The 25,729-nt window shown below is 63.3% G+C and carries 23 protein-coding genes; 5 read left to right on the top strand and 18 right to left on the bottom strand.

Features of this window, described 5'->3' with window-relative positions; genetic code table 11:
- Positions 1-19: 19 nt before the first annotated feature.
- From RS897_RS11865 to RS897_RS11855, 3 genes are all read right to left on the bottom strand, one after another.
- Positions 20-898, bottom strand: a complete 879-nt coding sequence (locus tag RS897_RS11865) for a F0F1 ATP synthase subunit gamma (RefSeq protein WP_315836746.1) — start codon at positions 896-898, stop codon at positions 20-22.
- A gap of 112 nt (positions 899-1,010) precedes the next feature.
- On the bottom strand, positions 1,011-2,540 hold the full coding sequence (atpA, locus tag RS897_RS11860) for a F0F1 ATP synthase subunit alpha (protein ID WP_315836745.1): 1,530 nt from the start codon (positions 2,538-2,540) through the stop codon (positions 1,011-1,013).
- Positions 2,540-3,100, bottom strand: coding sequence for a F0F1 ATP synthase subunit delta (locus RS897_RS11855; protein ID WP_315836744.1), 561 nt, complete (start codon positions 3,098-3,100; stop codon positions 2,540-2,542). The genes atpA and RS897_RS11855 overlap by 1 nt, the downstream gene beginning before the upstream one ends.
- Positions 3,101-3,705: 605 nt before the next feature.
- Here RS897_RS11855 and RS897_RS11850 point away from each other — a divergent pair.
- Positions 3,706-4,797, top strand: a complete 1,092-nt coding sequence (locus RS897_RS11850; protein ID WP_407654469.1) for a methyl-accepting chemotaxis protein — start codon at positions 3,706-3,708, stop codon at positions 4,795-4,797.
- 61 nt (positions 4,798-4,858) lie between these two features.
- Here RS897_RS11850 and RS897_RS11845 read toward each other — a convergent pair whose 3' ends face one another.
- Complete coding sequence (locus tag RS897_RS11845; protein ID WP_315836742.1) at positions 4,859-5,848, bottom strand: Bug family tripartite tricarboxylate transporter substrate binding protein; 990 nt, start codon at positions 5,846-5,848, stop codon at positions 4,859-4,861.
- Positions 5,845-6,075, bottom strand: a complete 231-nt coding sequence (locus RS897_RS11840; protein ID WP_315836741.1) for a hypothetical protein — start codon at positions 6,073-6,075, stop codon at positions 5,845-5,847. Before RS897_RS11840 ends, RS897_RS11845 begins: the two co-directional genes overlap by 4 nt.
- 352 nt (positions 6,076-6,427) lie before the next feature.
- Between RS897_RS11840 and RS897_RS11835 the strand changes: the two genes are divergently transcribed.
- Positions 6,428-6,880 carry a septal ring lytic transglycosylase RlpA family protein gene (locus RS897_RS11835; RefSeq protein ID WP_315836740.1) on the top strand — a complete coding sequence of 151 codons (453 nt, stop codon included), beginning with the start codon at positions 6,428-6,430 and terminating at the stop codon, positions 6,878-6,880.
- Positions 6,881-6,990: 110 nt separating this feature from the next.
- On the opposite strand, the gene RS897_RS11830 is transcribed toward RS897_RS11835, so the two are convergent.
- Positions 6,991-7,356: a hypothetical protein gene (locus tag RS897_RS11830; RefSeq protein ID WP_315836739.1), complete on the bottom strand. Its 366-nt coding sequence runs from the start codon at positions 7,354-7,356 to the stop codon at positions 6,991-6,993.
- Positions 7,357-7,420: 64 nt separating this feature from the next.
- Positions 7,421-9,610, bottom strand: a complete 2,190-nt coding sequence (locus RS897_RS11825) for a primosomal protein N' (protein WP_315836738.1) — start codon at positions 9,608-9,610, stop codon at positions 7,421-7,423.
- A gap of 116 nt (positions 9,611-9,726) precedes the next feature.
- Here RS897_RS11825 and RS897_RS11820 point away from each other — a divergent pair, with 116 nt between their 5' ends.
- The 3 genes from RS897_RS11820 (at position 9,727) to RS897_RS11810 (ending at position 12,208) form a co-directional block, all read left to right on the top strand.
- Positions 9,727-10,365 carry a carboxymuconolactone decarboxylase family protein gene (locus RS897_RS11820; RefSeq protein ID WP_315836737.1) on the top strand — a complete coding sequence of 213 codons (639 nt, stop codon included), beginning with the start codon at positions 9,727-9,729 and terminating at the stop codon, positions 10,363-10,365.
- Positions 10,366-10,508: 143 nt separating this feature from the next.
- Positions 10,509-11,489, top strand: coding sequence for a tyrosine recombinase XerC (locus RS897_RS11815; protein WP_315836736.1), 981 nt, complete (start codon positions 10,509-10,511; stop codon positions 11,487-11,489).
- 128 nt (positions 11,490-11,617) lie between these two features.
- The gene (locus RS897_RS11810; protein WP_315836735.1) at positions 11,618-12,208 is read left to right on the top strand and encodes a DUF4337 domain-containing protein; all 591 of its coding nucleotides are present in this window, start codon (positions 11,618-11,620) and stop codon (positions 12,206-12,208) included.
- A 165-nt stretch (positions 12,209-12,373) separates the two neighbouring features.
- Here the strand turns inward: RS897_RS11810 and RS897_RS11805 are convergent, their stop codons facing one another.
- The 11 genes from RS897_RS11805 to zapE all read right to left on the bottom strand — a co-directional run bounded on the left by RS897_RS11805 (position 12,374) and on the right by zapE (position 25,716).
- On the bottom strand, positions 12,374-12,694 hold the full coding sequence (locus tag RS897_RS11805) for a hypothetical protein (RefSeq protein WP_315836734.1): 321 nt from the start codon (positions 12,692-12,694) through the stop codon (positions 12,374-12,376).
- Between the two features lie 194 nt (positions 12,695-12,888).
- On the bottom strand, positions 12,889-13,425 hold the full coding sequence (locus tag RS897_RS11800) for a hypothetical protein (RefSeq protein ID WP_315836733.1): 537 nt from the start codon (positions 13,423-13,425) through the stop codon (positions 12,889-12,891).
- A 181-nt stretch (positions 13,426-13,606) separates the two neighbouring features.
- Positions 13,607-15,010: a dihydrolipoyl dehydrogenase gene (gene lpdA / locus RS897_RS11795; protein WP_315836732.1), complete on the bottom strand. Its 1,404-nt coding sequence runs from the start codon at positions 15,008-15,010 to the stop codon at positions 13,607-13,609.
- Positions 15,011-15,044: 34 nt separating this feature from the next.
- Positions 15,045-15,788, bottom strand: a complete 744-nt coding sequence (locus RS897_RS11790; RefSeq protein ID WP_315836731.1) for an SDR family oxidoreductase — start codon at positions 15,786-15,788, stop codon at positions 15,045-15,047.
- A gap of 15 nt (positions 15,789-15,803) precedes the next feature.
- Positions 15,804-16,442 carry a LysE family translocator gene (locus tag RS897_RS11785; protein ID WP_315836730.1) on the bottom strand — a complete coding sequence of 213 codons (639 nt, stop codon included), beginning with the start codon at positions 16,440-16,442 and terminating at the stop codon, positions 15,804-15,806.
- 4 nt (positions 16,443-16,446) lie between these two features.
- The gene (odhB, locus tag RS897_RS11780; protein WP_315836729.1) at positions 16,447-17,694 is read right to left on the bottom strand and encodes a 2-oxoglutarate dehydrogenase complex dihydrolipoyllysine-residue succinyltransferase; all 1,248 of its coding nucleotides are present in this window, start codon (positions 17,692-17,694) and stop codon (positions 16,447-16,449) included.
- A 245-nt stretch (positions 17,695-17,939) separates the two neighbouring features.
- The gene (locus RS897_RS11775) at positions 17,940-20,903 is read right to left on the bottom strand and encodes a 2-oxoglutarate dehydrogenase E1 component (RefSeq protein WP_315836728.1); all 2,964 of its coding nucleotides are present in this window, start codon (positions 20,901-20,903) and stop codon (positions 17,940-17,942) included.
- A 309-nt stretch (positions 20,904-21,212) separates the two neighbouring features.
- Positions 21,213-22,097 carry a succinate--CoA ligase subunit alpha gene (sucD, locus tag RS897_RS11770; protein WP_315836727.1) on the bottom strand — a complete coding sequence of 295 codons (885 nt, stop codon included), beginning with the start codon at positions 22,095-22,097 and terminating at the stop codon, positions 21,213-21,215.
- A gap of 4 nt (positions 22,098-22,101) precedes the next feature.
- Positions 22,102-23,298: an ADP-forming succinate--CoA ligase subunit beta gene (gene sucC, locus RS897_RS11765; RefSeq protein WP_315836726.1), complete on the bottom strand. Its 1,197-nt coding sequence runs from the start codon at positions 23,296-23,298 to the stop codon at positions 22,102-22,104.
- A gap of 56 nt (positions 23,299-23,354) precedes the next feature.
- Positions 23,355-24,323 (bottom strand): malate dehydrogenase, encoded by a 969-nt coding sequence (gene mdh / locus RS897_RS11760; protein ID WP_315836725.1) that lies wholly within the window; start codon positions 24,321-24,323, stop codon positions 23,355-23,357.
- 202 nt (positions 24,324-24,525) lie between these two features.
- Complete coding sequence (gene zapE, locus RS897_RS11755) at positions 24,526-25,716, bottom strand: cell division protein ZapE (RefSeq protein WP_315836724.1); 1,191 nt, start codon at positions 25,714-25,716, stop codon at positions 24,526-24,528.
- Positions 25,717-25,729 lie beyond the last annotated feature (13 nt).

Raw genomic sequence — 25,729 nt, 5'->3', positions numbered from 1 at the left:
TGACGGAAATTGTTTGCAATTAGAGCGCTTCAGCACCGGAGATGATCTCGATCAGCTCCTTGGTGATCATCGCCTGACGGGTGCGGTTGTAGATCAGCGTCTGCTTGCGAATCATGTCGCCGGCGTTGCGGGTGGCGTTGTCCATTGCGCTCATCTGCGCACCATAGAACGACGCGTTGTTTTCCAGCAGCGCACGGAAGATCTGCACCGCCAGATTGCGCGGCAGCAGGCTGGCCAGAATTTCGTCCTCGGCCGGCTCGTAATCGTAAACGGCCGAAGCCGTCTTGGCGGTATCCTTGGCCTCGATCACCAGGGGAATGATCTGCTGGGCGGTCGGGATCTGCGCGATCACCGACTTGAAGCGCGAATAGAACAGCGTGCAGACATCGAACTCGCCGGCCTCGAACAGCGCGACGACCTTCTTGGCGATGTCCTCGGCATTCTTGAAGCCGAGCTGGCGCACCGCGCGCAGATCGATGTGCTCGATGATCTGCTTGTCGAAGTTGCGGCGCAGCTGCTCGTAGCCCTTGCGACCGACGCAGAAGAACTTCACCGTCTTGCCCTGGGCCATCAGCGCCGTCGCACGTTCGCGCGCCAGGCGCACGATCGACGAGTTGAAGGCGCCCGACAGACCGCGCTCGCCGGTGCAGACCAGCAGCAGGTGCACATTGTCCTTGCCGGTGCCGGCCAGCAGCAACGGCGCGCTGCCCGATCCGGAGGCCGCGCCGGCGATGTTGCTGATCACCGTATCCATGCGCTCGGCATAGGGGCGCGCGGCTTCCGCAGCCGTCTGCGCCCGGCGCAGCTTGGAGGCCGCGACCATCTGCATCGCCTTGGTGATCTTCTGCGTCGCCTTGGTGGAGGCGATGCGGACGCGCATGTCCTTGAGTGAAGCCATTCTCGGTTTACCCCTGCGATCCAGTTTTTACCTGGACCGCGAACCCCTCTTCGTCATGGCCGGCCCCGCGCCGGTCATGACAACAATTTTTCGCGCAAATGACGCGCAGGTTTTACGCAAACGTCTTGGTGTAACCCTCGACGACGCTCTTGAGCTTGCCCGCCACGTCATCGGACAGATCACGGCTGTCGCGAATGGTGTTGAGGATCTCGACGTGCTTGCCGCGCAGCAGCGACAGCAGACCGTCTTCGTAGGCACGGATCTTGTTGACCGCGATGCCGTCGAGATAGCCGTTGACGCCGGCGTAGATCACCACGACCTGCTCTTCCATCTTCAGCGGCGAGAACTGCGGCTGCTTCAGGAGTTCGGTCAGGCGCGCGCCGCGGTTGAGCAGGCGCTGGGTCGAGGCATCGAGGTCGGAGCCGAACTGCGCGAACGCCGCCATCTCGCGATACTGCGCGAGCTCGCCCTTGATCTTGCCGGCGACCTTCTTCATCGCCTTGGTCTGCGCCGAGGAGCCGACGCGCGACACCGACAGACCGACGTTCACCGCCGGGCGAATGCCCTGGAAGAACAGATCGGTTTCCAGGAAGATCTGGCCGTCGGTGATCGAGATCACGTTGGTCGGAATGTAGGCCGACACGTCGTTGGCCTGGGTTTCGATGATCGGCAGCGCGGTCAGCGATCCCGCGCCTTCGCTGTCGTTCATCTTCGCCGCGCGCTCGAGCAGACGCGAATGCAGATAGAACACGTCGCCCGGATAAGCTTCGCGGCCCGGCGGGCGGCGCAGCAGCAGCGACATCTGGCGATAAGCGACGGCCTGCTTGGACAAGTCGTCATAGATGATGACGGCGTGCATGCCGTTGTCGCGGAAATACTCGCCCATGGTGCAGCCGGTGAACGGCGCGAGATACTGCATCGGCGCCGGATCGGATGCGGTGGCGGCGACCACGATGGAGTATTCCAGCGCGCCCTGCTCTTCGAGCACCTTGACGAACTGGGCGACGGTCGAACGCTTCTGGCCGATCGCGACATACACGCAATACAGCTTGATCTTCTCGTCCGGCTGCGCGTTGAGCGGCTTCTGGTTCAGGATGGTGTCGAGCGCGATCGCGGTCTTGCCGGTCTGACGGTCACCGATGATCAGCTCGCGCTGACCGCGACCGACCGGGATCAGTGCGTCGACAGCCTTGAGGCCGGTGGCCATCGGCTCATGCACCGACTTGCGCGGAATGATGCCGGGCGCCTTGACGTCGACGCGCTTGCGCTCGACGCCCTGGATCGGGCCCTTGCCGTCGATCGGATTGCCGAGCGCATCGACCACGCGGCCGAGCAGGCCCTTGCCGACGGGGGTGTCGACGATGGCGCGGGTGCGCTTGACGGTCTGGCCTTCCTTGATCTCGCGGTCGGCGCCGAAAATCACGATGCCGACGTTGTCGGTTTCGAGGTTCAGCGCCATGCCGCGCGTGCCGTTCTCGAACTCGACCATTTCGCCGGCCTGAACGTTGTCGAGGCCGTAGACGCGGGCGATACCGTCACCGACCGACAACACCTGACCGACTTCGGAGACTTCGGCTTCCTGGCCGAAATTCTTGATCTGGTCCTTGAGAATTGCGGAAATTTCCGCGGCGCGGATGTCCATCAGCCTGCCTCTTTCATCGCGTGCTTGATCGAAGTGAGTTTGGTGCGAAGTGAACTGTCGACCATGCGGCTGCCGAGCTTGACCACAAGCCCGCCGATGATCGAGGGATCCACTTTCACGTTGAGGGTGACGTCCTTGCCGCTGACTGACTTCAGCGCGGTCTTGAGGGCGTCGAGATTCTTGTCGCTAAGCGGCTCGGCGACGGTGACGTCGGCCGACACCTCGCCCTTGAAGCGGGCGACCAGCGCATTGAAGGCGCGAATGATGTCTCGAACCGCGAACAGCCGGCGGTTGGCGGTGAGCACACCGAGGAATTTTGCGGTGGTGCCGCTGATGCCGGCCTTGGCCAGCACCGCGTTGAGCGCCTTGGCCTGCTCATCGGCGGTGAACACCGGGCTGCGCACCAGGCGCATCAGGTCCGGATTGTCGGCGAGCAGCTTGTCGAAGCTGTCGAGATCGGCCTTGACTGCGTCGATGGATCGTTCGTCGCGCGCGAGATCGAAAAGGGCCGTCGCGTAACGACCGGAAACTCCAGAAACCGACGGATTATCTGCTGCCACGAATGCGCTCTATCTGGCTGTGGAAAGGCCAAGCCCAGAGATCGTCGCCACCAGAGGTGACAGGCGATCAAAGTCCTTGGAATTCAAGCGGGACTTCTATTTTCGGGCTGCAGGCAGAATGCCGCCGCCGCTGAAAATCGCGGTTTGCTAACATAGGCAGCGCGCAGGTGCAACACGACCGCGTGATGGCAGTGATGGTTTGTCGCAGCGCAGCCGATCACGTCGCAGCACGCAATCGGCGGGCACTCTTTTCGACGAGCTGCACGCCCTCATTTTGCGATCGGTTTTTCACACGGCGCCTGCCCGATCGGCGCATGATCAGGCGCTCATCGCCCGATCCGTTTCGGTTCCGCGACCCCGCTGCCCCGCCGAATGGACAGCCGTTGCTCCCCAGTACGTTTTTCGGCTGCCTATTCGCTAGTCCATCGGCTCAAAAAACTGGCACTCGCCGCGCGCCAACTTTATGAAATTGCTAACGAATTCGAATGATTTCCGCCATCCCGAAGTTGCAAAATCTCGCACCGCAGCAAATGCTGTCACCGAGATCGCGCCAACAATGGGGTTGGCGCCGTCTGCTCCCGGGGACGGGGCCAATCAGGTGGAAAATGTCGCTGCCAAGACCAATAACAACAACCGGCCCAGACGCCGGCGATGATGCCGTGTCGATCGCCAATCTCGTCGACCTCACCAATAGCCTTCGCTCCACCACCGCCGAAAAGATCAATGGCATCCAGCAGGTGACTGGAACGCTGCGGATGCTTGCGCTCAATGCCCTGATCGAAAGTGCCAGGGCCGGCGAACACGGCCGCGGCTTTTCGGTGGTCGCGGCCGAGGTGCGCGAGATCGCCAGCAGTGTCGGTGTCATCGCCGAAAAATTGCAAGCGGAACTGGCGACCCAGATCGACACGCTGAGCCGACAGACCCAGTCGATGGCCACCGCGGCCCAGGGCAGCCGCATGGTCGATTTGGCGCTGAACGCGATCGAGATCATCGATCGCAATCTCTATGAGCGGACATGCGATGTGCGCTGGTGGGCCACCGATAGCGCCGTGGTGGATTGCGCCACCGATCCTTCGCCGGAGGCCGTGCGCCACGCCAGCCGGCGGCTCGGCGTGATTCTCGGCGCCTACACCGTCTATCTCGACCTGTGGCTGTGCGACCTGCATGGCAAGGTGATCGCCAATGGCCGCCCCGACCGCTACGCCGCGACCGGCCTCGATGTCTCGCGCGAGCCCTGGTTTGCCAAGGCCAGCGCCCTCGCCTCAGGCGACGACTTCGCCGTCAGCGACATTGCGACCTGCAACGGCTTGAACGGTGCACAGGTTGCGACTTATGCCGCCTCGGTTCGCGCCGGCGGAGACAGCCATGGCGCGCCGATCGGCATTCTGGCGATCCATTTTGATTGGGCGCCCCAGGCGGAGGCCATCGTCCAGGGCGTCCGCATCGATCCCAGGGATCGACAGCGAACCACGGTGATGCTGGTGGATGCCAACCGGCGCATCATCGCCTCGTCGGCGCCACAAGGCGCGCTGAGCGATCGGTTCGACCTGCGAACCGACAACCGCACCAACGGCTTCTATAGCCGCGCGGACGGCGCCACGGTCGCATTTCACGCCACCCCTGGTTACGAAACCTATCGCGGGCTGGGCTGGTATGGCGTCATCGTGCAAGCCGGCGATAAATCGGGACGTGCGTAAGCAATCTCAACGGCGTGCTCCGACAGCCGCGGCGACTTTAGACGCCGCGGCCGGCAACCCATCACTCGCCCTTGACGCCCGCGGTTTGCGCCACCGTCGCCCAGCGCGCCTGATCGCGGCGCAGGGTGGCCGCAAACGTCTCCGCCGTCCCGCCGACCGGCACGAGATTGAGCGCCTGCAGTCCGGTAACTCCCTCCGGCGACGCGATGATCCGCGCCAGCTCGCTGGATAGCTTGGTTACGATCTCCTTGGGCGTCGCCGCCGGCACGAACACACCGATCCAGCCCTCCGCCTCGAATCCGGGATAGCCGAGTTCGGCCAAGGTCGGCACGTCAGGCAGCTTGGCCTTGCGGCTCTCGCCACCGACCGCCAGCGCCCGCACCTTGCCGGCACTGAGCTGGGGGCCTGCGGTGGTGAAATCGAGAAAGGCCGCCGTGACCTGATTGCCCAGGAGATCGTTCATCAGCGGCGCCGAGCCGCGATAGGGAACATGAATCATGTCGATCCCGGCGGTCTTCTTCAGCAGTTCGCCGTAGAGATGCGACGTGGTGGCATTGCCGAACGTTCCATAGGGCAGCTTGCCGGGATTCGCCTTGGCGGCCGCGATCAGGTCCTGGAACGACTTCATCGGCTGTGCATCGGGGATGGTCAGGATGATCGGCGACTGCGCCACATGAGTCACCGGCGCGAGATCCCTGAACACGTCGTAAGGCAGGCTGGCGAACAGGCTGGGCGCCTGGATGATCTGGGTGATCGCCACCAGGACCGTGTAGCCGTCCGCCGGCGCCTTCGCGACAAAATCGTTGCCGACGATGCCGCCGCCACCCGATTTGTTCTCAACCACGACCGACTGCTTCCAGGCATCCGCAAGCTTGGTCGCAAGCAACCGGGCCGCGACGTCGGTCGCACCGCCGGCCGGATAGGGCACGACGAAGGTGATACGCCGATCAGGATAGGCCTGTGCGGACGCGCCGGATATCGGGCCGATAACGGCCATCAAGGTGACGACGATCAGAACGCGCGCGGCCGTGATCGACCAATGCGATGTCATGCTTCCTCCGAGATTTTTGAGTTGCAGCTGCCGCGCTGGGTTCGGCTTACCGCTTCGGTACATGGCGCGAACACGATTTGAAACGCCGCTGAGCGCTTGGCCGCGCCCTTGCGCTGATACATCGCAGCCAGATTGCCGATGGGGAGTTCTACCCCCGGCGGCAATTCCGCCGACCGAAAAATGCGATCCACCTTGCCCCATGCGGCGACCGGCCAGGTGCCCCGCACGAGAGCGGTTCAACGCCCAGCATCCCGCTGGACACATAGCCAAATGCGCTTGTCGCATAGCAGGGGGCCAGGCGCCCCACCCCTGCTTCTTCTTGCCAACCCTTAATGAATTCTTGCTTATAAAGTATTCGAGCCAACTTTATGGTTACCAATTGGTTAATTCCAAGTATATTCTAAGATTATAAGATTAGCTTCAGATTTGAAGCGAATCTATAGCGGTTTATGGAACAAAACCCGGTGCCGCGTTGTCGCCTCATTGTCAGGTGAACCCTTCGGACGTCCATGGGGTCGCAGGTTATAGCCAGCAGTCCTGCCCTAATACGTTCCAATACAGTCTCAGGGGTTCCACTTGATGATTCGTAACCTTAACTTCCCGCCGTGGCGTGCCCTCTCGGTTCGCAATGTCCTGACCGCGGCGGTTACCGCCTCGGTTCTCGTCGGCGGCATCTCCGCCGCAGACGCCAAGTCCCGCCGGCATCACCACCACTGGCGCGACGCCAACGCCTCGGTCGGCTCTTCGAGCGGCCACTCCTTCTCCGGCATCGCGTCCTACTATGGCAATGAAGCCGGCAACCGCACCGCATCGGGTCAGCGCTTCAATCAGAACGCCATGACCGCCGCCCACCGCACCCTGCCGTTCGGCACCCGCCTCAAGGTCACCCATGGGGATCGTAGCGTGGTCGTCACCATCAATGACCGTGGCCCGTTCATTCGCGGCCGGGTTCTGGATCTTTCGACCGGCGCGGCACGCGCGGTCGGCCTCACCGGCCGCGGCGTTGGCCGGGTCGTCGCTGAAATCCAGTAATCGTTCGTTTTGATTTCAGCCCAGTAGCGCTGCGTACAAGCGTCGCGATCGCCTGCCATCGTGCAAACGGTGGCAGGCTTTTTGGTTTATTTATTTTGTCGCTGCACTGATTACGGCTCTGCTGCGTCCGACCTGCTCGGCAGGGCATCGAGTAGCTTGAGTGTCAACCAGAAGGTTGCTCCTGCGACCAAACCCAAACCACCCATAACCATCAGAACACTGAGATCGATGGGGCGCATAAAATAGGACAACGGCACAGCACCTCCCAGAAAGCCGCCGATCAAAGCCGCAGGCAAGGGAAGCCAGCCACGTTCTTTATAATACCAGGCAGCTATCGGCAGGCCGAGAATCACTACATGGCCAAGAGCAACTGCAAAAGCTCCCGAGAAAAACTGAAGGCTCGGATGCAACGCCGCTGCAATCAACGCAGTCCCCGTCGCGCTCACAAAGCTTGCGATCACCAGGCTGAAAAACACAACGCGCTCCCGTGATGTTGGCAAACATGCGGCATTGATTTCTTTTGTAAAGTAATAAGCGGGATCACAGAAAGCTCTGCGGATCGATATCCACCTCGAGCTTGAGATTGCCCTTGGTCTTCGGCCCCGCGGCGAGCCAGTCGCGCAGGTAGGCGGAGAGATCATAACCGCGCGCGGACTTCACCAGCAGGCGAAAGCGATAGCGGCCCTTGATGACCGCGAGCGGCGCCTCGGCGGGTCCCAGCACCTGCACTTGGTCGTCGCGTGGGGCAAGCGCGGCGAGCCCGCGCGCGAATTGCTCCGCGGTGGGGCGATCGCCGGCTGAGATGATCAGGCTGGCGAGGCGGCCGAACGGCGGATAGCCGGTGCGCTCGCGCGCCTCGATCTCGCTGTCGTAGAATGCCTCGCGATCATTGGCGATCAGCGCCTTGATCACCGGATGCTCCGGCTGATGGGTCTGCAGATAGCCGATGCCGCGGCCCTGCTCACGGCCGGCGCGGCCGATCACCTGGTTGAGCAATTGAAACGTGCGCTCCGAAGCGCGCGGATCGCCGTTACCGAGCCCGAGATCGGCGTCGATCACGCCGACCAGATTGAGCCGGGGAAAATGATGCCCCTTGGCGACGAGTTGCGTGCCGATGATCAGGTCGACGCGCCCCTCGGCGATCTCGGTCAGTTCCGCGCGCATGGTCTCGATCGAGGTGATGAGATCGCTGGACAGCACCATGCTGCGGGCGTCGGGAAACAGCGCCGCCGCTTCCTCCTGCAGCCGCTCGACGCCCGGACCGATGGCGGCGAGCGATTCCTCGGCGGCGCAATGCGGACAAACGTCGGGCCGCGGCGTCGAGAAGCCGCAATGATGGCAGACCAGCCGCTTGCGAAACCGATGATCGACCAGCCACGCGTCACAGATGTTGCAGGAGAAACGGTGACCGCAGGCACGACACAGCGTCAGTGGCGCATAACCGCGGCGGTTGAGAAACAGCAGCGCTTGTTCGCCCCGCGCGATGGTGGCCCGCACCGCTTCCGCCAGCGGCGGCGAGACAAAGCGTCCCCGCGCCGGGGCCGCGCGACGCAGATCGATGGACTGGATGTGCGGCATGTGCTGGCCGCCGAACCGCGACGGCAAAGCGACGCGCTGATAACGCCCCTTGCGCGCATTGACCTCGGTCTCGACCGAGGGCGTGGCGGACGCCAGCACAATGGGAATTTTCGCAATATGGCCGCGCACCACCGCCATGTCGCGGGCATGATAGTGCGCTCCCTCGTCCTGCTTGTAGGCCTGGTCATGTTCCTCATCGACAATGATGAGGCCGAGCTTGGCATAGGGCAGGAACAGCGCCGAGCGCGCGCCGACCACCACATGCGCCTCGCCGGCCGCGATCGCCGCCCAGTTGCGCGCGCGGGTGCGCGGGGTCAGCTCCGAATGCCATTCCAGCGGTCGAACGCCGAAGCGATTGGAGAAGCGGTCGAGGAATTGCCCGGTGAGCGCGATTTCCGGCATCAGGATCAGCGCCTGGCCGCCGCGGCGCATGACCTCCGCCACCGCCTCGAAATAGACTTCGGTCTTGCCGGACCCCGTGACGCCATCGAGCAGCGCGACATGAAAGCCGCCCTTGGCGACGAGCTCACGCAATGCCTCGGCACCCCTGAGCTGTTCCGGTGAAAAATCCGGCACCGCGAAGGCGGGATCGGGCGCCGGCGGAGGCGGCGGTTTCGGCATCACCTCGACCGTTAGCGTGCCCTCGTCGACCAGGCCATCGACTACGCCGCCGCTGACACCGGCCTCGTGCGCCGCATCGGACTTGCCGTGCAGCAGGCCATCGGACAGCACCTCGATCAAGCGCCGGCGTGCCGGGGTCAGGCGCTGCGGTGGCGCGCCGACCAGCCGCACGCCAAGGCGCACCCGCTCCGGTCCCAGGTTTTCGCCCATCCGCAACGTCATGCGCAGCACCATGCCGCGCGCGGAGAGGGTGTAAGTCGACACCCAGTCGACGAAGCTGCGCAACTCGCTCTGCAGCGGCGGCGCCTCGAACTTCTCGCCGACATCCTTCAGGCGGTTGTGCAGCCGCGGATCGGGATTGGCATTGTCCGCCCAGACCACGGCCATGGCCTCGCGCGCACCGAGCGGCACGCTGACGATATCACCCGGCCGAAGTTCCATGCCGGCGGGCACGCGATAGGAATAGGTGTGGTTCAGCGCGACCGGCACCAGGACGTCGACAATGCGGGTTGTGCTGATGGGAGGGGTCATGCGGCGAATCGGACTCGAAGGGCGGGACTGGGTAACTTAGAATCCCCGCCGGGTCTGGACCAGCGCGACGAGCGCCGTGCCCATTCGCGATATAAAAACAAAAGGGAGACAAAACGATGCCTCGGCCTGCTTTCGGAACAATGATCTTTATCGTTGCCGCCACGGTCACGTTGGCGACCGGCCCGGCGGCCGCCCAGGACCGCATGCCGCCGATCGCCGCCCAGAGCTACACCGAGGCGCAAAAGAAGGCCGCCGAGGAATTCGCCGGCGGCCGTGGCTATGAGGTGCGCGGGCCGTTCGTGCCACTTTTGCGCAGCCCCGAGGTGATGCTGCGCGCCAAGGCGATGGGCGACTACCTGCGTTTCAAGAGTGTCCTGCCGGCGCGCGTGAGCGAAATGGTGATCCTGATCACCGCGCGGGAATGGACCCAGCAATATGAATGGGTTGCCCATCATGCCATTGCCATGAAAGCGGGCCTGTCACCGCAGATCGCCGACGCCATTGCCGACGGCCGAAGGCCCGCCGGCATGGTGGGCGATGAAGAGGCCGCCTACGACCTGTCGATCGAAATCCAGCGCACCAAGCGGGTCAGCGATGCGACCTATGCCAAGGCGGTCGCCAGGTTCGGCGAACAGGGCGTGATCGATATTCTCGGCATCAACGGCTATTACACGCTGCTGGCAATGACCATGAACGCCGCCCGCACACCGGTGCCCGAGGGAACGCCCGAGCCGCTGAAGCGGTTTCCGGAGTAAGCTGCAATTAACGAAGGCTGAACCTGAAGCCGTGATGATGGCCCGCATTCATGGTGTAGCCCGGATGAGCGAAGCGATATCCGGGGCTTGTTGCAAGGGCAGTCCCGCATATCGCTCCGCTCATGCGGGCTACGAGGCAAAGTATGGTGGCTAAACCAGCCGATCCAAAGCCAGCCGAATCCGCGCTCGCCCCCTACGCGGCGCTGGATCTGCTGACCGAGATCACCCGTTGGCTGTCGCACCTGCGCGCCGAGCGTCGGCTGTCGCCGAAGACGCTGGAAGCCTATGAGCGGGACGTGCGTCAGTTCATGGTGTTCCTGGGCGAGCATTGGGGCAGCACCGTCACGCTGAAGCGATTCGCAAAGCTCGAAGCAACCGACGTGCGCGCGTTCATGGCGGCGCGGCGCGCAGACGAGATCGGCAGCCGCTCGCTGATGCGGGCGCTGGCCGGCCTGCGTTCACTGGCGCGTTTCCTGGAGCGCGAAGGCAATGGCAAGGTCGGCGCGCTGTCAGCGATCCGGGCGCCTAAAATCGGCAAGAGCCTGCCGAAGCCGCTGCAGATGTCTACGGCCAAGCGCATCGTCGATGCCGATCTGCGCGCCGGTGAAGACCGCGAACCCTGGATTCTCGCCCGCGACGCCGCGGTGCTGGCGCTGCTGTACGGATCGGGCCTGCGCATTTCGGAAGGGCTGGGCCTGAAGCGCCGCGACGTTCCCGCACCGGGCGCCGGTGACGTACTGGTGGTCACCGGCAAGGGCAACAAGACCCGCATGGTGCCAGTGCTGCAAAACGTGCTGACGCTGATCGCCGACTATGTCGCGATCTGCCCACATACGCTGTCGCCCGAGCGACCGATCTTTGTCGGCGCCAAAGGCGGCCCCTTGAGCCCGCGCATCATTCAGCTCGCGATGGCGAGCCTGCGCGGCGCGCTCGGCCTGCCCGACAGCGCCACGCCGCATGCGCTGCGCCATTCATTCGCCACCCATCTGCTGTCCCGCGGCGGCGACCTCCGGGCGATCCAGGAATTGCTGGGACATGCCTCGCTGTCCACCACCCAGATCTACACCGGCATCGATGCCGAACGGCTGATGGACGTCTACAAGACGGCCCATCCCCGCGCATGACACGGTGATGACCGGGATTTGCCGGTGATTTTCCACTGATTCGGCTCCGACTTGCCTCTTGCGAACCCCACCCTGTTCGGTCAAACGTTGGCGGAACTTGGCAGTGGGACTTGGCAGGAGGAAGCACGATGAGTGCGCACGAAAGCATGGAGCACGCGGAGCATGCCGAGCATGCCTCTGGCGAGAACAAGAAGATCGCGCTGCTGATCGCGGTGATCGCGCTGTGTCTGGCGCTGTCGGAAACGCTGGGCAAAGGCGCCCAGACCGAATCGATCGGCAAGAATGTCGAGGCGTCGAATCTCTGGTCGTTCTTCCAGGCCAAGACCATCCGCCGCACCGCGGTGCAGACCGCCGCGGAAGAACTCAGGATCATCGCTCCGACGATCGCCGACCCGACTCAGAAGGCCGCTGCGCTGAAGCAGGTCGAGGACTGGCAGAAGACCGCGGCGCGCTATCGCTCGGAGCCGGAAACCAACGAAGGCTCAGAACAACTCGCCGAGCGCGCCAAGCACTCCGAACATGAACGCGACCTGGCGCTCGCGAAGTATCATCACTTCGAGGTCGCCTCGGCGGCGTTCCAGATCGCCATCGTGCTGGCGTCAGCCACCATCATCACCGGCATGATTGCGCTGGCGTGGGTTTCCGGCCTGCTCGCGTTGGCCGGCATCGGGTTTACCGCAATCGGCCTGTTCGCGCCGCACGCGGTGCATCTGTTCTGAGCTGACACAGCGCGACCCACGCTCGCTTCAGCGACTCGCCTGGGCGGCCATGATCAAAAGCGCGATGACTTGATGACGAATCAACATCGCGCTTTTGCTTTTGATCAAGCAGCGCTCTCGCGTTAACACTTCGCATTTGTCGCGAGGGCAAACCGGTCTTACGCTCTACGATTGAGCCTGCTCGACCTTGATGATCAGAGGCGTCGCCGACTCGTGAACCGTGACGGTGAGGTACTTGTGATCGCCGATCTCTTTCGAGAAGCTCACACGCTTCCAGGTCAGGACCTCAGCGCCCTGCCCGGAGCTCGTAACAGTCAGCCTAAGGACCAGGTCATACTGATTGATCCCCTGCTGTGCTTCCAACAGATGCGGCGTCTCGTTCGCCGCCATGACTTCGACTTCCCCCGTGACGGAGAGCGAATGAGGTCCTTGACCCGTAGTGCTCGGAATATCGAAGGCCAAAAAATTGCGCGTGTTCCATGCCATGGATCGCCTCCCAAAAATGCATCGTCAAATCAGCATTCAATATGAGATACGGCGCACGCTCACCGCGTCGTTCACACGGAGCGCGTTCGGAGCTTTCAAAGCTTGCTTGTTGTCTCGCACGGCCAATGGCACGTCAAGTACAGATTGCAATCACATAAAACTGCAACCTTCTATACCGATCGGTCGAATTGTATCTATCGGCGCGACACCGCAGCCTGCGCCCGGCGGCGCAGGCGTTGCACGAAGCGGGCGAACCGCGACCGGGCCGCGGGCCGGATCTGCCTGACCCACGACCGCATTTCCGTGAGATAGGGATCGGCCAGCCGGTGCGCGGCATCGCGCCAGCCGATGATGATGTCGTAGCCGCGGCGGAACCACGCCATCTGCAGCAGCTTGGGCCGCGTGACGTCGAACGCGAACGCGGTGATCGCGGCTCCGATCACCTTGGCCACGCCCAGCACGATCAGCGCGAGCAACCAGCGCCCGTAGGCCAGCGGCCACAACGCGATGAGTTCGAGGCCGAAATAGACCGCAGCAGGAATCAGGAACACCACCAGCGTCGCCGGCGGCGACAGGTGCTCGATCGCAGCCGCCAACCGCGCTTTCAGCGTCTGCCACGGAACGGAATCCACGATCCAGCGGATGGCGGGGACCAGATGATCCCACAGCCATGCTTCGAGCAGGAACAGCAGCGCCAGCAGGAACCAGAACGGTTTCAAAACAAATCGCATGTCGCTCCCGTCAGGCCGCGGCAAGGCCTCGCAATATTGCAGGCAAAATAAAGATGCTTGAACTTTGCAAGGTGCGTCCCTGCATGAGCTTCTTGCGGCGCCGCAACACGCGGCACCGGATCAACATCCCACTGCAACAGGACGGCGCAAGTGAGGCGAGCCGGCATGGGCCGGCCGCTTCCTACATATGGATAGTGCGCTTGCCGACGCCAAGGGCGGCTTCCTTGATCGCCTCCGAGCGGGTCGGATGGGCGTGACAGGTGCGCGCCAGGTCTTCGGCCGAGCCGCCGAACTCCATCAGCACCGCGGCCTCATGGATCATCTCGCCTGCTTCGCGACCGACGATGTGGACGCCCAACACCCGGTCAGTCTTCGCATCCGCGAGAATCTTGACCAGGCCATCGGTGGTCTGATTGACCTTCGAACGGCCATTGGCGGTGAAGGGAAACTTGCCGACGCTGTAGGCCACGCCGGCCTGCTTCAGATCCTCTTCGGTCTTGCCGACGGAGGCGACTTCGGGGGTCGTGTAAACGACCCCGGGAATGACATCGTAGTTCACATGGCCGGCCTGGCCGGCGATGATCTCTGCCACGGCCACCCCTTCATCTTCTGCCTTATGGGCGAGCATCGGCCCGACGATGGCGTCGCCGATGGCATAGATGCCTGGCACATTGGTGGCGAGATGCTTGTCGGTCTGCACACGACCGCGATTGTCGAGCGTGACACCGGCTTCCTTCAGCCCGAGCCCTTCGGTGTAGGGCACGCGGCCGATCGCGACCAGCACCACATCTGCTTCGATGCTCTCTGGATTGCCGCCGGCGGCGGCTTCGATCTGCGCCTTCAGCTTCTTGCCGGAGGTGTCGACGCCGGTGACCTTGGCACCGAGCTTGAACGTCACGCCCTGCTTTTCAAGGATGCGCTGGAACTGCTTGCAGATCTCGCCATCCATGCCGGGCAGGATGCGGTCGAGGAATTCCACCACGGTGACCTGCGCGCCGAGACGCCGCCACACCGAGCCGAGCTCCAGCCCGATCACGCCGGCGCCGACCACCAGCAGGCTCGAAGGCACCTTGTCCAGCGACAGCGCGCCGGTGGACGACACGATGCGTTTCTCGTCGATCTCGATACCCTTGAGCTTGGCAACGTCGGAGCCGGTGGCGATGACGATGTTCTTGGTCTCGGAGACCTCGGTCTTGCCGTCGGCCGCCTTGACCTCGACCTTGCCGGCGCTGACGATCCGGCCGGTGCCGCGCAGCACGTCGATCTTGTTCTTCTTCATCAGGAAGTCGACGCCCTTGACGTTGCCGTCGATGCCCTCCTGCTTGAACGACATCATCGCCGGCAGATCCAGCTTCGGCTTGCCGACGCCGATGCCCATCTTGGCGAAGGAATGATCGGCCTCTTCCAGCAGTTCGGAGGCATAAAGCAGCGCCTTGGAGGGCATGCAGCCGACATTGAGGCAGGTGCCGCCAAGTGTCGAATTCTTCTCGACCACGGCAACCTTCATGCCGAGCTGCGCCGCGCGAATCGCGCAGACGTAGCCGCCGGGACCGGTTCCGATGACAATGAGATCGTAGCTCGCCATAACTGCTCCTTGACTGACCGACGACGGCGGACTGTCAGCGTCCGCCGGACACGTCGAGAATTGAACCTGTGACGTAAGAGGCCTCGTCCGACATCAGCCAGACGATGGCATTGGCAATTTCATCCGCGGTGCCGACCCGCTGCATCGGCACATTCTTGGCCAGCCGATACGCCCGATCGGGCTCGCCGCCGCTGGCGTGGATATCCGTATCGATCAGGCCAGGCCGGATGCCGGCAACGCGAATGCCTTCGTTGGCGACTTCATAAGCCAGCCCCAGCGTGAAGGTATCGATCGCGCCTTTTGACGCGGCATAATCCACATAGGTGTTCGGCGAGCCGAGTTTGGCCGCGACCGACGACAGATTGATGATGACGCCGCCCTGGCCGCCGTGGCGGGTGGACATTCGCTTTACCGCCTCGCGGGCGCACAGCATGCTGCCGACGATATTGATGGTCATCATGCGATGCAGGCGATCCGCGCTCATGTCGTCGAGGCGGGCGGAGACGTCGACCACACCAGCATTGTTGACCAGCGCACCGAGCGGGCCGAAATCATCGGCCGCCTTGAACAAAGCGAGGATGTCGTCCTCGCTGGCGACATCACAGCGCACGGCGATGGCCTTGCCATTGCTGGCTTCGATCTTGCCCACGACCTCGCGGGCCGCGGCTTCGTTCGAGGCATAGCCGATGCAGACGCGATAGCCGCGATTGGCTGCGGCCAGCGCCGCGGCGCGGCCGATGCCGCGGCTGCCTCCGGTGATGATGGCGACGCGATCCAAATGAGCCCCCTGCCGTTAATTCGCTTTTTGCAGGGCGATGCGCACGCCCAATCCAATGAGCACCAGCCCGGTCGCGCGATCGATCCAGTGGCCCATCCGTTCATAGGCGGACCGCATCGAACGCGTGGTCAGGAAAACAGCAACAAACGAGAACCACAGCGCCAGAAAAACCGCGAGCGAGGCGCCATAGGCGAGCTGCGTCAAAACCGGCGTCTCGTGCGAGACAATGGTGGCGAACAGCGACACGAAAAACAGTGTCGCCTTGGGGTTGAGCAGATTGGTGAGGAAGCCGACGCCATAGGACATGGCGGCGGAACGCGACTGCCCGACCACGGCGATGGCGTGGTCGCCATTCGACAACGGCTTGCTGCGCGCCGTCAGCGAGCGCAGACCGAGATAGACCAGATACGCCGCGCCACACCACTTCACGATGGTGAAGATCAGGATCGACTGCGCGATGATCAGGCCCACGCCGGCCACCGTGTAGGCGACGTGGACCAGTATCGCGGAGCCGACACCCAGCGCCGAAACAATCCCGGCCCGCCGCCCGAAACTGACGCTCTCGCGCAGCACGCAGGCGAAGTCCGCGCCCGGCGCAATCGCGGCCAGCACGAACACACCGAACAGGGTCAGGAATTCCGGCGACAAGGTCATCGGATCAGAGATCCAGCACCAGCCGTGCCGGATCTTCCAGGCTCTCCTTGATGCGCACCAGGAAGGTGACCGCTTCCTTGCCATCGATCACGCGGTGATCGTACGACACCGCGAGATACATCATCGGCCGGATTTCGATCTTGCCGCCGACAACCACCGGCCGCTCCTGGATCTTGTGCATGCCGAGAATGGCGGACTGCGGCGCGTTCAGGATCGGCGTCGACATCAGCGAGCCATAGACGCCACCGTTCGAGATCGTGAAGGTGCCGCCCTGCATGTCCTCGATCTTGAGCTGGCCGTCACGGGCACGCTTGCCATATTCGGCAATCGTCTTCTCGATCTCAGCGAGCGACTTGTGATCGCAGTCGCGCACCACCGGCACCACCAGGCCCTTGTCGGTGCCGACGGCAACGCCGATGTGGTAGTAGTTCTTGTAGATCAGGTCGGTGCCGTCGATCTCGGCATTGACGGCCGGAACATCCTTCAGCGCCTGCACGCAGGCGCGGGTGAAGAAGCCCATGAAGCCGAGCTTGGTGCCGTGCTTCTTCTCGAACAGATCCTTGTACTGGGTGCGCAGCGCCATCAGGTGGCTCATGTCGACCTCGTTGAAGGTCGTGAGCATGGCGGCGGTGTTCTGCACGTCCTTGAGGCGGCGGGCGATGGTCTGGCGCAACCGGGTCATCTTCACGCGCTCTTCGCGTGCGGCGTCATCGGCCGGCGACGGCGCGCGCACCTGGACCGCGGCAGCGGGCTGATTGACCGGCGTCGGTGCAGACGCAGCCTTTTCGATCGCCGCCAGCATGTCGCCCTTGGTCACCCGGCCATCCTTGCCGGAGCCGGGAACGGTCGAGGCATCGACGCCGCTCTCCGCGGAGAGTTTGCGCACCGAAGGCGCCAGCGGCGCATCGGCCGGCGGGGTCTTGGGCGTCGCTGGCGCGGGGGCCGGAGCAGCAGCTGCGGGAGCCGGCGCGGCTTTGGCGGGGGCGGCGGGAGCAGCAGCAGGCTTCGCTGCGGCAGCACCGTCCGTGATCTGTCCCAGCAACGCACCGACGGCAACGGTCTCGCCGTCCTTGGCAATGATCTCGCCGAGGGTGCCGGCGGCGGGGGCCGGCACTTCGATCGTGACCTTGTCGGTTTCCAGTTCCACCAACGGCTCATCGACGGCGACCGCATCGCCGGCCTTCTTGAACCAGCGGCCAATGGTTGCTTCGGTGACGGATTCGCCGAGCGTCGGAACACGGATTTCAGTCATGATGTTTTCCCTCTTGCGCCGCGACCGGTTGCAGCCGGGTCCGGCGTCTCAATCGTCGTGTGAAGTGAAGCGTCTGGAACCCGAAAGGCATGACACCTAGGCGCGGCACCGGGGCTTCGAAATTCAGGATGTCTACTTGTTGGCAGCTAAAAAGATTTGGCAGCCAAAAATTGCAGTGGTGCGAAGGGATCGGGACGTGCCGCAAACGTGATGTCCGCGGCACGGCCCCCTCTCAACGTCAGTTGTTATCCGAGCGCGTCGTCCAGGAACGCCTTGAGCTGGGCCAGATGCTTCGACATCATTCCGGTCGCGGTGGCCGCAGCCGCCGCACGCCCGGTATAACGCGGTCGCCGGTTCGGCGCGTTGATCTGATTCAGCACCCATTCGAGATAGGGCTCGATGAAGTGCCAACCGCCCATGTTGCGCGGCTCTTCCTGGCACCACACCACCTCGGCCTTCTTGAAGCGGCTGAGTTCCTGCACCAGGGTCTTCACCGGCACCGGATAGAGCTGCTCGACCCGCAGCAGGTAGATGTCATTGATGCCGCGCTTCTCGCGCTCCTCGTAAAGGTCGTAATACACCTTGCCGGCGCACAGCACGACGCGACGGACCTCGGCGTCGGCGACCAGCTTGATCTCGCCGCCCTTCTCCGCATCGTCGTGCAGCACGCGATGGAACGATGAACCGGCGCTGATCTCATCCAGAGTCGACACCGCACGCTTGTGGCGCAGCAGCGACTTCGGCGTCATCAGGATCAGCGGCTTGCGGATCTGGCGCTTCAACTGACGGCGCAGGATGTGGAACAGGTTCGCCGGCGTGGTGCAGTTGGCGACCTGCATGTTGTCTTCGGCGCACATCTGCAGGAACCGCTCCAGCCGCGCCGAGGAATGCTCCGGACCCTGCCCTTCATAGCCGTGCGGCAGCATGCAGACCAGGCCCGACATGCGCAGCCATTTGCGTTCGCCGGAGGAGATGAACTGGTCGAACACCACCTGGGCGCCGTTGGCGAAATCGCCGAACTGCGCTTCCCAGACTGCCAGCGCATTGGGCTCGGCCAGCGAGTAGCCGTATTCGAAGCCGAGCACGGCTTCTTCCGACAGCAGCGAGTTGATGACCTCGTAGTGGCCCTGCTTCTCGGAGAGATGATTGAACGGCGTGTAGCGGCTCTCATCCTCCTGGTCGTACAGCACCGAATGACGCTGCGAGAACGTGCCGCGTTCGCTGTCCTGGCCGGACAGGCGGACGTGGTGGCCCTCCTCCATCAGCGTACAGAATGCCAGCGCTTCGGCGGTCGCCCAGTCGATACCCTGACCGGTCTCGATCGCCTTGGCGCGGTTCTCGAGGAAACGCTGCACGGTGCGATGCACGCGGAAGCCGTCGAGCACCCTGGTGATCTTGCGGGTGATCTCTTTCAGCTCGGCGGCATCGACGCCCGTGACGCCGCGGCGTGGATCCTCGTCGAGATCCGCGACCTTGAAGCCGGCCCATTTGCCGTCGAGCCAATCGGCCTTGTTCGGCTTGTAGCCGGAACCGGCTTCGAGCTCGGCATCGAGGCGCGCGCGCCAGTCGGCCTTGGCCTTCTCGACCTCGCCCTCGGTCATCACGCGATCGGCGACCAGACGCTTGGCATAAATCTCCAGCGTGGTCGGGTGCGAACCGATCTTCTTGTACATCACCGGCTGGGTGAACGAGGGCTCGTCGCCTTCGTTGTGGCCGTGGCGGCGATAACAGAACATGTCGATGACGACCGGCTTGTGGAATTTCTGCCGGAATTCGATCGCGACCTTGGCGGCGAACACCACCGCCTCCGGATCGTCGCCGTTCACATGGAAGATCGGCGCATCGATCATCTTCGCCACGTCGGACGGATACGGCGACGAGCGCGAGTAGCGCGGATAGGTAGTAAAGCCGATCTGGTTGTTGACAATGAAGTGCAGCGAACCTCCGGTGCGGTAGCCCTTCAGATCGGACAATCCGAAACATTCCGCGACCACGCCCTGGCCGGCAAACGCAGCATCGCCGTGCATCAACAGTGGCAGCACCGAGGTGCGCTGGTCCGGCGGATCGCCATGCTGATCCTGCTTGGCGCGCACCTTGCCCAGCACCACGGGATCGACGATCTCAAGATGCGACGGGTTGGCGGTCAGCGACAGATGGACCTTGTTGTTGTCGAACTCGCGATCCGACGACGCACCGAGGTGATACTTGACATCGCCGGAGCCTTCGACCTCGTCGGGGTTGGCGGAGCCGCCCTTGAATTCATGGAACAGCGCGCGGTGCGGCTTGCCCAGCACCTGCGTCAGCACATTGAGGCGGCCGCGATGCGGCATGCCGACCACGATTTCCTTCACCCCGAGATTGCCGCCGCGCTTGATGATCTGTTCGAGCGCCGGGATCAGCGATTCGGCGCCGTCGAGACCGAAGCGCTTGGTGCCGGTGAACTTGACGTCGCAGAACTTCTCGAAGCCTTCCGCCTCGATCAGCTTGGTCAGGATGGCGCGGCGGCCTTCCGGCGTGAAGCTGATTTCCTTGTCCGGCCCTTCGATCCGCTCCTGGATCCAGGCCTTCTGCTGCGGATTGGAGATGTGCATGAACTCGACGCCCAGCGTCTGGCAGTAGGTGCGCTGGCAGATCGCAACGATCTCGCGCAGCGTGCCGAATTCCAGGCTGAGCACGTGGTCGAGGAAGATCTTGCGATCGTAGTCCGCGTCGGTGAAGCCGTAGGAGCGCGGATCGAGCTCTTCGTGATCCTTCTGTCCCTCAATGCCCAAAGGATCGAGATTGGCATGGAAGTGGCCGCGCATGCGGTAGGCGCGAATCAGCATCAGGGCGCGAATCGAATCGCGCGTCGCCTGCTGCACGTCGGTCGCGCTCAGCGTGGTGCCCTTGGCCTGAGCCATTGACTGGGCTTTGGCCTGCAGCTTGCCGCCGATCACCTTCTCGGCCAGCGCCCAGTTGCCATCGAGTGCCGAAGTCAGTTCGTCGGTCGGCCCCACCGGCCAATTGGCCTTTTCCCAGGACGGCCCCTGCGCGTTCTTGGCGACATCCGCCGGCTGGTCCTTCAGGCTTTTGAAGAACTCCTGCCACTCGGCGTCGACCGAGGCGGGGTCGCTCTCATAGCGGCCGTAGAGTTCGTCGATGTAGGCGGCGTTACCGCCATAGAGAAAGGAAGTAAGAGCGAAAGCGGCATTCGCGTCCTGGCGAGACATGATTGCGTCCTGATTATTGCGTCGCGCGGAAGAAATTGGGCGGAACAGCCCGGCGGGACCGCACTGGCTGATCGAGCATGCTTTACCCTATTTAGGGCGAATGTTCGCGCTGAAAAGAACAAAGAAATGGATTTAAACTCATATCTTCGTGTTGGTTATGCCAGATTCCAACTCTCTGACATTGCCCGCTTTTTCAGGTGCGACACAAAGCGCCAACTGTTACCCATGCCCAACGAAAAGGCTCCGGAAATGATCCGGAGCCTTCACTGATGCGATCGACATCGCATGGCGTATTTCGGCAGGCCCGGCTTACTTGCGCAGCAGTTCGGCCAGCGTCTTGCCCAGGCGGGCGGGAGACGGCGAAACCTTGATGCCGGCCTCTTCCATGGCCGCGATCTTGGAGCCGGCATCGCCCTTGCCGCCGGAGATGATGGCGCCGGCGTGGCCCATCCGGCGACCCGGAGGGGCTGTGCGGCCGGCGATGAAGCCGACCATCGGCTTCTTGCGGCCCCGCTTGGCCTCGTCCTTGAGGAACTGGGCGGCGTCTTCTTCCGCCGAGCCGCCGATTTCACCGATCATGACGATCGATTCGGTCTTCGGGTCGGCCAGGAACAGCTCCAGCACGTCGATGAACTCGGTGCCCTTGACCGGATCGCCGCCAATGCCGACCGCCGAGGTCTGGCCCAGGCCCTCCTGGGAGGTCTGGAACACCGCCTCATAGGTCAGGGTGCCGGAGCGCGACACGATGCCGACATTGCCCGGCTTGAAGATATTGGCCGGCATGATGCCGATCTTGCACTCGCCGGCGGTGACGACACCCGGGCAGTTCGGCCCGATCAGGCGTGACTTGGAGCCCGACAGCGAGCGCTTCACCCGCACCATGTCGAGCACCGGAATGCCCTCGGTGATGCAGACGATCAGCGGAATCTCGGCGGCAATCGCCTCGCAGATCGCGTCCGCCGCGCCCGGCGGCGGGACGTAGATCACGCTGGCGTCGGCGCCGGTCTTCTCGCGGGCTTCGGCCACGGTGTCGAACACCGGCAGGCCAAGATGGGTGGAGCCACCCTTGCCCGGCGAGGTGCCGCCGACCAGCTTGGTGCCGTAAGCCAGCGCGCCTTCGGAATGGAAGGTGCCGTTCTTGCCGGTGAAGCCCTGGGTAATGACCTTCGTGTTCTTGTCGATCAGGACGGACATCGGCTTACTTTCCCTTCACGGCGTTCACGATCTTCTGCGCGGCATCGTCGAGGTCATCGGCCGGCAGCACGTTGAGGCCTGACTCGCGGATAATCTTCTTGCCTTCCTCGACATTGGTGCCTTCGAGACGCACCACCAGCGGCACCTGCAGGCCGACCGCCTTCACCGCGGCGATCACGCCGCGTGCGATGACGTCGCACTTCATGATGCCACCGAAGATGTTGACCAGGATGCCCTTCACCTTCGGGTCGACGGTGATGATCTTGAAAGCCGCCGTGACTTTTTCTTCCGAGGCGCCGCCGCCGACATCGAGGAAGTTCGCCGGGCTCTCGCCGTAGAGATTGATGATGTCGAGGGTGGCCATCGCCAGACCCGCGCCGTTCACCATGCAGCCGATGGTGCCGTCGAGCGCGATATAGGCGAGGTCGTACTTCGAGGCCTCGATTTCCTTGGCGTCCTCTTCCGAGGTGTCGCGCAGCGCCACCACGTCGGCATGGCGATAGAGCGAGTTGGAATCGAACGACACCTTGGCGTCGAGGCAGCGCAGCTCGCCCTGCTTGGTGATGATCAGCGGATTGATCTCGAGCATCGCCATGTCCTTGGCGACGAACGCGGTATAGAGCTGCGTGATCAGCTTTTCCGCCTGCTTGGCGAGATCGCCCTTGAGCCCAAGCGCCTGCGCAACCGTGCGGCCGTGATGCGGCATCACGCCGGTCGCCGGATCGACCGAGAAGGTGATGATCTTTTCCGGGGTCTTGTGCGCGACTTCCTCGATGTCCATGCCGCCTTCGGTGGAGACCACGAAGGCGATTTCCGAGGTCTCGCGATCGACCAGCGCCGAGAGATAGAATTCCTTCTCGATGTCGGAGCCGTCTTCGATATAGAGGCGGTTGACCTGCTTGCCATGCTCACCGGTCTGGATCGTCACCAGCGTTGCACCCAGCATCTGCTGGGCGAAGGTCTTCACGTCGTCGATCGATTTCGCCAGCCGCACGCCGCCCTTGTCGCCGGCGCTGGCTTCCTTGAACTTGCCCTTGCCGCGGCCGCCGGCGTGGATCTGGCTCTTCACCACCCAGAGCGGACCGCCGAGTTCTTTCGCCGCCGCTTCCGCCTCGGAGGCCTTGAAGATCGGCACGCCGCGCGAGACCGGCACGCCGAACTCCTTCAACAGTGCCTTCGCCTGATACTCGTGAATATTCATCAATAGCCCCTGAAGACGTCAGACCGAATGAGAGGGATGCGTGGTGGCTGCCCGGCTTACTTGCCGAGCAGGTCCGGCGCGATCTTCTTGCAGGCGTCGACCAGGCCCTGCACCGAGGCAACTGACTTGTCGAACGCCTCGCGGTCCTTGCCGGTCAGTTCGATCTCGACAATGCGCTCGACGCCCTTGGCGCTGATCACCACCGGCACGCCGACATACATGTCCTTGACGCCGTATTCGCCGTTGAGGTGCGCGGCGCAGGGCAGCACGCGCTTCTTGTCGCGCAGGTAGCTCTCGGCCATCGCGATAGCGGAGGCGGCCGGGGCGTAGAACGCCGAACCGGTCTTCAGCAGGTTGACGATCTCGGCGCCGCCGTTGCGGGTGCGGTCGACGATCTCGTCAACGCGGGCCTGCGAGGTCCAACCCATCTTCACCAGGTCCGGCAGCGGGATGCCGGCGACGGTGGAATACTTGGTCAGCGGCACCATGGTGTCGCCATGGCCGCCGAGCACGAACGCGGTGACGTCTTCGACCGAGACGTTGAATTCGTCGGCCAGGAAATAACGGAAGCGCGCCGAGTCCAGCACGCCGGCCATGCCGACCACCTTCTTCGCCGGCAGGCCGCAGGCCTTCTGCAGCGCCCAGACCATGGCGTCGAGCGGGTTGGTGATGCAGATCACGAAGGCGTTCGGGGCATACTTCTTGATGCCGGCGCCGACCTGCTCCATCACCTTGAGGTTGATGCTCAGAAGATCGTCGCGGCTCATGCCCGGCTTGCGCGGCACGCCTGCGGTGACGATGACGACGTCGGCACCCTCGATCGCTTCATAGGAATTGGCGCCGGTGAAGTGGGCGTCGAAGCCGTCCACCGGGGACGACTGCGCGATGTCCAGCGACTTGCCCTGCGGGACACCTTCCGCGATGTCGAACATGACCACGTCGCCCAGCTCTTTCAGGCCAACGAGGTGAGCAAGCGTTCCACCGATCTGACCGGAGCCAATCAAAGCAATCTTGTTGCGTGCCATGGGAATCTGTCCTTTGAACCCAGCGGGAGGAGGGAGGGAAATCTTGCAAGAACGCCTTGAGGACGCCTTGCAAGGACATCTTGTGAAGGCTGTTAGCTCTTTCGCCGCACCCGTTCAAGTCGGCGGGGGATCAATAATAGGGCGCATGGGGAGCCTGCCCGGAAATTGGCCAGTCCGGTGCGCTGGGATACCTGGTGTTGCGTCATGTTTCGACCAGCCCCGTGCTCGCGCCGCTGGCGGTCGAATCCTTGCGGCCGTGGGCCAGCGCCAGATAGGATTCCGAGCCCATTTCAATCAGCCGCGACGACGTCCGTTTGAACTCGTTGGCCTCCACCCCTTCGGTGGCGAGATAGAGCGACACCGGATCCGCGGCCGCCGAGGCGACCAACTTCACGGCATTGTCATAGAGGGTGTCGATCAGGGTGATGAAGCGCTTGGCGGCGTTGCGCTGGTCGTAATTCATCACCGGCACATGATCGAGCATGATGGTGTGGTAGTCGTGGGCGAGCCGCAGATAGTCCGACGCCGCCAGCGGCTGCTCGCACAATTCCTTGAAGGAAAACCGCGCGACGCCGTGGGCCGCCAGCGGGATATGCAGGGTGCGCCCTTTGATCGCGAGATCGCGCGGCGCGCCTTTGGCGCCGCCGGTCAGCTTCAGAAACGCCTTGTCGAGCGCGGCATCGGCCGCCGCATCCGCCGGCACCAGCCACATGGTCGCGCCGGCCAGCTTTTCCAGCCGGAAATCGGTGCGCGCATCGAGCCGCAGCACCTCCATGTGATCCTGGATCTGCGCGATGAACGGCAGGAACAGCGCGCGGTTGAGGCCGCCCTTGTAAAGATCCTCCGGCGCAACGTTCGAGGTCGCCACCACCACGGTGCCAAGCACGAACAGCCGCTCGAACAGCCGCCCGAGGATCATCGCGTCGGCGATGTCGGTGACGTGAAACTCATCGAAACAAAGCAGCCACGCTTCGTCGAAAATGGTTTGGGCGGTCAGCCGCACCGGGTCGGCGTCGGCGATCTCGCCGCTCGCGATCTTTTGCCGGAAGCCGTGGATACGTTCATGCACGTCGGCCATGAATTCATGGAAATGCGCGCGGCGTTTGTGGCTGACCGGGCTTGCATGGAAAAACAGATCCATCAGCATGGTCTTGCCGCGGCCGACTTCGCCGTGGACATAAAGCCCGCGCAGCGGATCGCCGTTCTTCTTGTCGCCACCGAACAGCCGGCCGAGAAATCCGTTCTTGTGGCCGGGCTTGTAATCCGCGAGCCGCGCGTCCAGCGCCGTATAAGCCTCGACGGCAAGCGCTTGCGCCGGATCCGCCTCGATCTCACCGGCCGAGACAAGCGCCTGATACTGGGCGCGGAAGGAGGGTAATGGAGCGGAAGCCATAGGCGCGGAGCAC

This window comes from Bradyrhizobium prioriisuperbiae (assembly GCF_032397745.1).
Classification (GTDB): Bacteria; Pseudomonadota; Alphaproteobacteria; order Rhizobiales; family Xanthobacteraceae; genus Bradyrhizobium_A; species Bradyrhizobium_A prioriisuperbiae.
The sequence above is the reverse complement of the archived record's forward strand: the minus strand, read 5'-3'. Positions and strand labels throughout refer to the sequence as shown.